General features: G+C 37.8%; 8 protein-coding genes. 5 read left to right on the top strand and 3 right to left on the bottom strand.

The genetic code is table 11. The features are described 5' to 3' along the window. Both ACJML3_RS10355 and ACJML3_RS10350 read right to left on the bottom strand, forming a co-directional pair. On the bottom strand, nt 1-1584 hold a 1584-nt coding region (locus ACJML3_RS10355), incomplete at its 3' end, for a proline--tRNA ligase (protein ID WP_406022991.1). A gap of 117 nt (nt 1585-1701) precedes the next feature. Then, entirely contained in the window at nt 1702-2583 is an 882-nt protein-coding gene (locus ACJML3_RS10350; RefSeq protein ID WP_406022989.1) for a bile acid:sodium symporter family protein, read from the bottom strand. A 204-nt stretch (nt 2584-2787) separates the two neighbouring features. Here ACJML3_RS10350 and ACJML3_RS10345 point away from each other — a divergent pair, with 204 nt between their 5' ends. The 5 genes from ACJML3_RS10345 (at nt 2788) to ACJML3_RS10325 (ending at nt 7218) form a co-directional block, all read left to right on the top strand. Beyond that, nucleotides 2788-2964, top strand: a complete 177-nt coding sequence (locus tag ACJML3_RS10345; RefSeq protein ID WP_406022987.1) for a hypothetical protein — start codon at nt 2788-2790, stop codon at nt 2962-2964. 205 nt (nt 2965-3169) lie between these two features. Then, nucleotides 3170-3397 carry a hypothetical protein gene (locus ACJML3_RS10340; protein ID WP_406022985.1) on the top strand — a complete coding sequence of 76 codons (228 nt, stop codon included), beginning with the start codon at nt 3170-3172 and terminating at the stop codon, nt 3395-3397. Between the two features lie 8 nt (nt 3398-3405). After that, complete coding sequence (locus ACJML3_RS10335; RefSeq protein ID WP_406022983.1) at nt 3406-4467, top strand: FAD:protein FMN transferase; 1062 nt, start codon at nt 3406-3408, stop codon at nt 4465-4467. A 9-nt stretch (nt 4468-4476) separates the two neighbouring features. Next, nucleotides 4477-5829 (top strand): UDP-N-acetylmuramate:L-alanyl-gamma-D-glutamyl-meso-diaminopimelate ligase, encoded by a 1353-nt coding sequence (gene mpl, locus ACJML3_RS10330; RefSeq protein WP_406022981.1) that lies wholly within the window; start codon nt 4477-4479, stop codon nt 5827-5829. A gap of 15 nt (nt 5830-5844) precedes the next feature. Beyond that, entirely contained in the window at nt 5845-7218 is a 1374-nt protein-coding gene (locus ACJML3_RS10325; RefSeq protein ID WP_406022979.1) for a hypothetical protein, read from the top strand. A gap of 75 nt (nt 7219-7293) precedes the next feature. Here ACJML3_RS10325 and ACJML3_RS10320 read toward each other — a convergent pair whose 3' ends face one another. Next, nucleotides 7294-8244, bottom strand: coding sequence for a ribose-phosphate pyrophosphokinase (locus ACJML3_RS10320; RefSeq protein WP_406022977.1), 951 nt, complete (start codon nt 8242-8244; stop codon nt 7294-7296). Between the last annotated feature and the right edge of the window lies 1 nt (nt 8245).

The raw sequence follows: 8245 nt of genomic DNA, 5'->3' as shown, positions 1-8245 counted from the left end.
CATAAGTTCCATATCAGCAAACATAACACCAGGACGCTCATCGCGATCGTCATAGATAACTTCAACACCGGCCTGTAGAAGCTGATTGTAAAGTTTCTCTGCTGTATCTTTTACAATCTGAGACTTAGATGGCATAATTGCAATAATAGCAACCTTGAAAGGAGCGATTGCCTCAGGCCAGATGATACCTCTGTCGTCATGGTGCTGCTCGATAACTGCAGCAATTGCACGGGTAACACCGATACCGTAACATCCCATAATCATTGGAACGTCTTTACCGTTCTCATCCTTTACAGTACACTTCATAGCCTCTGAGTACTTAGTGCCAAGCATAAATACCTGACCTACCTCAATACCCTTGCGTAAATGTAAGGTGCCTTTTCCGTCTGGGCTCTTATCGCCTTCCTCTACGTTTCTAAGGTCGAATACCTCATAATTAGGTACATCACGATCCCAGTTTACGTTGATTAAGTGGAAACCTGTCTTGTTAGCACCGCAGGCAAAATTTGACATCTTATCTGCAGTTCTGTCTACAAGAATACGGCCTTTGAAACCAACAGGACCAAGTGAACCTGTGTGAGCACCGGTAAATTCAGCAATCTCTTCTTCTGTTGCCATCTCAAGAGGATCGTTAATACCGTCAATCTTTATTGCCTTAACTTCATTAAGTTCATGGTTGCCACGTAAACAGATCATAACAAGCTCATGCTTGCCATCTTCTTTCTTGTTGCCATGAACGATTAGGCTCTTTAAGACATTCTCTGATTCAACACCTAAAGCTTTTGCTGCCTCATCAACAGTATGACAGCCAGGAGTTGCCACCTCTGAGTATGCATCAGCACAAGGCTCTCTGTCATATTCAGGAGCTAAAGCTTCAGCCATTTCGATATTAGCTGCATAATTAGAACCATCAGACCATGCAATAGTATCTTCACCGGCCTCAGCTAAAGCCTGGAATTCATGAGAGTGGTTACCACCGATTGAACCTGTGTCAGCCTCTACAGGTCTGAATTCAAGACCCATGCGGGTGAATACTCTTGAATAAGCATCGTACATGTCCTGATATGTCTTTGCTAAAGATTCCTTGTCAGTATGGAATGAGTATGCATCCTTCATTAAAAATTCTCTTCCACGCATTACACCAAAGCGAGGACGGATTTCATCGCGGAACTTGTTCTGGATCTGGTATAGGCATAGTGGAAGCTGTCTTGCTGACTTAACTTCTCTGCGTGCAATATCAGTTACAACTTCTTCGTGTGTTGGACCTAAGCAGAATTCGTTTTGCTTTCTGTCCTTGAAACGGCATAGCTCAGGACCATACTTTTCATATCGGCCTGATTCTTTCCAAAGGTCAGCTGGCTGTACCATTGGCATTGCAATTTCTAAAGCACCAGTCTTGTTCATTTCTTCACGAACAATATTAATTACTTTAGAAAGCACTCTCATACCGGTTGGTAACCAGGTATATACACCAGAGGCAATCTGGCGGATCATGCCAGCTCTTAGCATTAAACGATGGCTTTCAACTGCAGCCTCTTTAGGATCCTCTTTTAAAGTAGAGATAAGAAATTGACTTGTACGCATGCTATGTCCTATTTATCTGTGACAAACCATAAAAAAATTTTTATGAATTTTATCACAAATTAAGCAAGCATTCATGAAGATTGTTTTGTCAAAAAAAACATCTATTTGTTTCAAAATTTATGCACTTTTTTGAATTCTCTTATCCTTTCTTACAATGAGTGCAACATATGCAAGCAGAATAATATTCATGATAAGTGCATAGATGATTGCAGGTATACTCATGATTTCATTATTGAATGCAAATGGAGAAACACAAAGAGCAATAGCCTGTGCGGCATTTTGCATTGTTACCTCAATAACGATGGTGCGTCTTGTTTTGGAATCCTGGCAAAGTGCTCTTGAGAGCAGTGATGAAATAACAATTGCTGCAAGAACAAGACAGACAACAGCGACAAGAATAATATCAAGATGTGAAGAAATTGTTTTTGCGTTCTTTATAAAGAACATTGTTGCAATTAAAACTAAAGATGGAAAAGCTATCTTTTCAAGAATTCTTGATAGTTTTTTTGATCCGTTTTTAAAAGTAATCTTTGTAAAGACTCCGAGAATTATTGGAATAAACATCAGAAGAAAGTTCTGAATAAGAATATTCTTAAGAGGAAACTCAATGTTAGATGAATACTCTGTGTCTTGGTAGAAAGTATTCAAACAAAGAGCCATAAAGAAAGGAAGAGTGAATAATGTAATAACCGAGCTTAGTGCTGTAAGGGAAACTGAAAGAGCAAGATCACCTTTAGCAATAAGGGTAAAGATATTGCTAGATGATCCGCCAGGGCATAAGGCAATCAACACAAGTCCTATAAAAAATACTTCTTCAAGACTAAAAGCCTTTGCAATAAGAAATGCAGTAAGTGGCAGTACCAAAAGCTGTCCAAATAGACCTGAAATTACTGGAACAGGCTTTTTAATAAGCATCAGAAAATCTGCTTTTTTAAGATTCAGACCAATTGTATAGGTCAGAATTACCAAAAGTGCCATTACAAGAATAATTGGATTCATCTTCATCTCCTTTGAGTGCGTATTGTAAAAGAAATTTGCTCCTTATTAGAAATTTTTGGTAGAACAGACAATTATCTTGATGATCATCTAATGCCTTTTGTTAATAAAGATGGTCTTGTATATATGTGTTACCGGCATGAATAAGGATCTGCACGATAAATTACCAGAGGAGCTTCTTTTATACTGGATTACTAACTGTCAATCATGAAAAAATTAAAGCATGCAAAGATAGAGGATATCAGGATAATGCAGTCAAATCAGGGGGTTTGGGACGACTGGCTTAAAATGGATAATGAATATGCAAGAAACGATGCAAAGAGCATAAAAGCTGGTGCATTAAAATATCTAAACTTCATTAAGATTGTTCTTAAAAAGAAGTAATTGTAGAAATAATTGACAGCTCTCCATGGCTGAAGCCAAGGGCTTTTCGGCACAATTTGGTAATAAGAAACCTACTATCTGTCAGCTAACAAATAGTAGGTTTTTTCATTTGTTGAGATTAAACCGTGACTTAATGCAAAAAAGCATGTATTAAGCAAAATATACAGATGTGATAAGATAGGATAGATTAGGAGAATAATTCAATATGGTTTTTTTAGCTAGCTTTTTAATATTTCTGCTTTTTGTTTTAGCTCTTTCTATGAGCTTGTTCATCAAGAGAAAACCTCTTGTATCTGAAGATGATGCAAGAAACTCTCTTTTAGATGACGGAAATTGTGCTGCATGTTCTAAATTATGTGCTCTTGCAGGAAAGAAAAATCAGAAACCTCTTAAAACATGTCAAGCTTCAGAAATTCCTCACAAACAGGTTTAAATAAAGTTATGTTAAAGCGTTCAATTGCGGCTATTGCCTTATCTTGTGTAGCAGCTCTTGCTGTTACAGGCTGTAATGATGAAAAAAGAAATGAACAGAAGATGACTGTAGTTCATGGCAAAACCATGGGAACTTTCTATACAGTTAATGTTACAGGTGGATTTAAAGGCGGAGAGGAAGCTTTAAAGAAACTCTCTGATGATACTTTCAATAGGATCTGCGATATCATTTCGACCTTTGATAAGAATGCAGAGCTTGCAAAAGTTAACGAATATCACGATACAAAGCCATATGAGATTTCAAGAGAGCTTGGAAAGATTATTCAGGAAACAGTCTATCAGGGTAGAAGAATAGACGGTGCTACAGATATTAGTGTTGGACCTTTAGTAAATCTGTGGGGCTTTGGAAAGGACAAGAAGAAAAATCAGGCTCCAACTTCTGAGGAAATTCAGGAGACTCTTAAACTTGTAGGTCTTGATAAGTTTGAAATAAGAACCGACAGTGAAAAGAGTTATTTGGTAAAACATAATGAGAATGTAAGACTTGATCTTGCAACTGTAGGTGAAGGTCTAGGTGCTGATGCCCTTTGCAGAAAGCTCATAGAGCTTGGTTATACAGATTTTATGGTTAGCGTTGCAGGCGCATCCCGTTCCTACGGCGTTAATTCAAAAGGGCTTAAATGGAGACTTGGAGTTGAAGATCCGACTACTCCTGAAAGAAAAGTCTTATTCCCAATCTGTGCTCTTGATAAAGCGGTAACAACAGCTGGATCCTATAGAAATTTCTTTAAGGATGATAAGACAGGAACAGTCTATTCTCATGCTATAGATCCTAAAACAGGCTATCCTGTATCTCATCATACACTGTCTGTAACAGTAATAAGTGATTCAGCATTTGAAAGTGATGCTCTTGATACTGGGTTATTGGTATTAGGTGCAGATAAGGCTCTTGAATTTGGAGAAAAGAATAATATTCCTATAGCAACGGTAGAATATGAAAACGGGAAAACTGTTATTCGTCATACAAATAACTTTAAAAAATATATCGACTGTGCAAAAAATATTAAATAAGGATTAATAATGCATATTCATATTTTAGGCATCTGCGGTACATTCATGGGAGGTATCGCAATGATTGCTAAACAAGCAGGACATAAGGTTACAGGCTCAGACAAAAATGTATATCCACCAATGTCAACAGAGCTTGAACAATCTGGAATCAAACTCATTCAGGGCTTTGATGCATCTCAGTTAGATGATAAACCAGATTTAATTGTTGTCGGTAATGTTATGAGACGAGGTATGGAAGTAGTTGAGCGCATGCTTGATGAAAAATACAAATATGTCTCAGGCCCTCAGTGGCTTGAAGAGCATTACCTTCTTAACAAGACTGTTCTTGCAGTAGCAGGAACTCACGGAAAAACAACAACATCCTCAATGCTAGCCTGGATTTTACAGTTCAATGGCAAAAATCCTGGTTTTCTGATTGGCGGAATTCCAGAAAACTTCGGTATTTCTGCTCGTAATACTGATAGTGAGTATTTTGTTATTGAAGCTGATGAATATGACTGTGCATTCTTTGATAAGCGTTCAAAGTTTGTTCATTATCATCCACAAGTTCTTGTTATGAACAATCTTGAATATGATCATGCTGATATATTTGATAGCGTCAAAGATATTCAAAAGCAGTTCCATCACTTGGTAAGAACTGTTCCATCAAAAGGTCTGATAATCAAATCTGAAGGTGAAAAATACCTAGATGAGGTTATAGATATGGGCTGCTGGAGTGAGCTGTATACAGTTGGCAGTAAAGATGGCTTACATGCAATCTTAAAGACTCCGGATGGTTCAAATTTTGATGTATATGATGGTGATTCATTTGTATATAGCGTACATTATGAGGCAACAGGTACATATAATGTTCAAAATGCTTTAATGGCTATAAGAGCTGCTATGTATACAGGCATTAGTGCTAAGGATGCTGCAAGAGCCCTTGAAACATTTAAGCTTCCAAAGCGCAGAATGGAGCTTAAAGGCTGTGTTAATGGAGTTAGCGTATATGATGATTTTGCGCATCATCCAACTGCTATTGAACTTACAACTGCAGGTCTTAGAGCAAGACTTGGCGATAATAAGAGGCTGGTTGCAGTATTTGAGCCAAGATCTAATTCTATGAAACTTGGTGCAAACCATGAAAAATTAGCTCAGTCATTTAAGCATGCAGATGAGATTTTTGTTTATGCACCATCAAATGTTACATGGAATGTAAAAGAGCTTGAATCTCAAAGTGCAAAGCCTCTTCATGTTGAAAGTGATTTTGAAAAGCTTGTCGATGATATTGTAAAGGCTTCTCCTGAAGGAACCTCCATTCTTGTTATGAGTAATGGAAGCTTTAATGGTATCCATCAGCGTTTATTAGAAAAATTAAAATAGAGCAGGTGAATATTTATGACTGACAGTTGGGCATTAAGAGGTAAGGTACTACAAAATGATGATGTAAATCCATCATTACTATGCCGTGTTTATGACAGAATAGCTGTTCAGAATGCTGAAGGCCAGACTGCATTTTACTGTCTTGAGCTTTCTGCTGGTAATACTTTTAATTTTGGATTCTGCAGAAAAGAGAATGTCCCATCTCTTCTAAGAGATGTCTTCACTTTCAGTAATCAAAGAGTACTATTAGGTAAAGCTCCTGCACTTATGATACCAACAGTGCCAACTTCCATATGGTTAAAGCAGGTTCGTAAATATGATGTTTCTAATGTCATCATGTGGCTTGAAAACTCTATAGAACTTAACCCCGAGTATAAAGAGACAATATTAAAATTGCGAAAGATGGGAATGAAATTCGCAATCCGAGTAGATGCAATGGGTGAGGTCGGATCTGATGATGAGGTTTTAGCTTGTATTGACTATCTGCTTATAGATTATGCAACTGCAGCTGAATTTATGAGCATTGTTGAACAGCTCAAAAAGAAGATCCCTGATGTTAAGACAATCGGCTTTAAACGTGAGATGTCAGTTGTATCTTTCAATCGTACAGAGGCAAAGAATTTTGATTTTGTTTTAGGTACTGTTGCATCAGATAATTATCAGTACAAAATAGAACGCCCAAGATGGCAACATGAGATGCTAAGAACATTTGCTCAGCTGTTTTCTTCAATTTATGACTATAAGGAAATAAGCTCAGTTGTAGCAAGTTATCCTTTGATGTCTAATGCAATGAAAGGCATGGTATCTTCAAAGCATCTTGCTAATCTTACAATAAAGAAGAACTCTAATCTGGCAGATAAGCAGGGACTTACCCAGCTTGATATCCGAAATTTTCTTGCAATTGCAGTGGCATTTAATCTTTTCGTGTTATCTGATAAACAGGTTTGCGAGCAGAATAAAAAGCCTTTTTCTCTTGATAATGTGAATTATGAGCCTTTTATACATTCATTGTATTTTGGCAAATTAGTTGATCTTTTTGCTCAGACTTTATGTGACGATATTACAGCTCCTCAGGCTTTTATTGCTGGTTTTCTCCGCTTTGCTCAGGTGATGTTGCATGACACTAAAGAAGCTACATTTGATGAGTTCCCTCTAAATGCTATTACCTCATGCTATTCAGAATCAGGCGGACAGCTGGCAGTTATAATTAGTGTACTTTTGGCACTTACAGAGCATAGAATTGATGATGCTCTTGATATTGCAGCAGATGCAGGCGTTACTCTCAATAAAGAGGATATATATGGTTATATCTCTCATGCAATGACATGGACTGATGCTGTAGAGCGCGCTGTTGGAATTATTAAGGAAAAACGAGTAGAAGAGGAATAATTCATAAATATAAAAAAACCGTTATCATAAAGACTTTTCGTTTTTAGATAACGGTTTTTTTGTTTGAAAAGACTATTAGTTCTGTTCAAACATCGCAGAAATAGATTCTTCGTTATTAATTCTGCGAATTGCTTCTGCAAGCATTGGAGCAAGTGTTAACTGACGGAAGCACTTTAACTTCTGGAACTTGTCTGTTGCAGGAACTGAATCTGAAACGATCAGGCGATCGATTGCTGATTCTGAAATATTCTTGTATGCGTCACCTGAAAGCACTGCATGAGTACCATAAGCGGTAACAGATTTAGCACCACGTTCTTTTAGAGCTGCAGCTGCCTTACATAAGGTACCACCAGTATCGATGATATCGTCAACGATGATACATTCACGATCCTTAACATCACCGATAAGGTTCATAACCTCAGATACGTTAGGACGAGGACGACGCTTATCAATGATTGCAATATCAGCATTGTCTAATAATTTTGCAATTGCACGAGCGCGAACAACACCACCCATATCAGGAGAAACAACGCAAGGATTCTTTAGGTTCAGAGTCTTCATGTCATCAACAAAGATCTGTGAAGAGAAGCAGTTGTCTACAGGAACATCGAAGAAGCCCTGGATCTGTTCTGCATGAAGATCTACAGTTAAAACTCTGTCAACGCCAACAGTTGATAAAAAGTCAGCAACAACCTTAGCAGTAATAGGTACACGAGCAGAGCGTAAACGTCTGTCCTGACGAGCATAACCAAAGTAAGGAATTACTGCTGTAATACGACCTGCAGATGCACGACGAAGAGCATCGATCATAACGATAAGTTCCATCAGATTATCATTTGAAGGAGCGCAGGTTGATTGGATGATGAAAATATCACAACCACGAACGTTTTCATTAATCTGAACATGAATTTCTCCGTCAGAAAAACGATCTACAGTTGCATTTCCAAGTCGTGTATAAAGTCTGTCTGCGATTTTTTTTGCTAAGTCCGGTGTTGCATTACCGGCAAAAAGCTTCATATCAGCCATA

This window comes from Succinivibrio sp., assembly GCF_045124615.1.
Classification (GTDB): Bacteria; Pseudomonadota; Gammaproteobacteria; order Enterobacterales; family Succinivibrionaceae; genus Succinivibrio; species Succinivibrio faecicola.
The sequence above is the reverse complement of the archived record's forward strand: the minus strand, read 5'-3'. Positions and strand labels throughout refer to the sequence as shown.

Coding starts and splice junctions, on each gene's coding strand:
- ACJML3_RS10325 (WP_406022979.1), top strand. CDS start 5,845: ATGACTGACAGTTGGGCATTAAGAGGTAAGGTACTACAAAATGATGAT.
- ACJML3_RS10345 (WP_406022987.1), top strand. CDS start 2,788: ATGAAAAAATTAAAGCATGCAAAGATAGAGGATATCAGGATAATGCAG.
- ACJML3_RS10340 (WP_406022985.1), top strand. CDS start 3,170: ATGGTTTTTTTAGCTAGCTTTTTAATATTTCTGCTTTTTGTTTTAGCT.
- ACJML3_RS10320 (WP_406022977.1), bottom strand. CDS start 8,244: ATGGCTGATATGAAGCTTTTTGCCGGTAATGCAACACCGGACTTAGCA.
- ACJML3_RS10335 (WP_406022983.1), top strand. CDS start 3,406: ATGTTAAAGCGTTCAATTGCGGCTATTGCCTTATCTTGTGTAGCAGCT.
- mpl (WP_406022981.1), top strand. CDS start 4,477: ATGCATATTCATATTTTAGGCATCTGCGGTACATTCATGGGAGGTATC.
- ACJML3_RS10350 (WP_406022989.1), bottom strand. CDS start 2,583: ATGAATCCAATTATTCTTGTAATGGCACTTTTGGTAATTCTGACCTAT.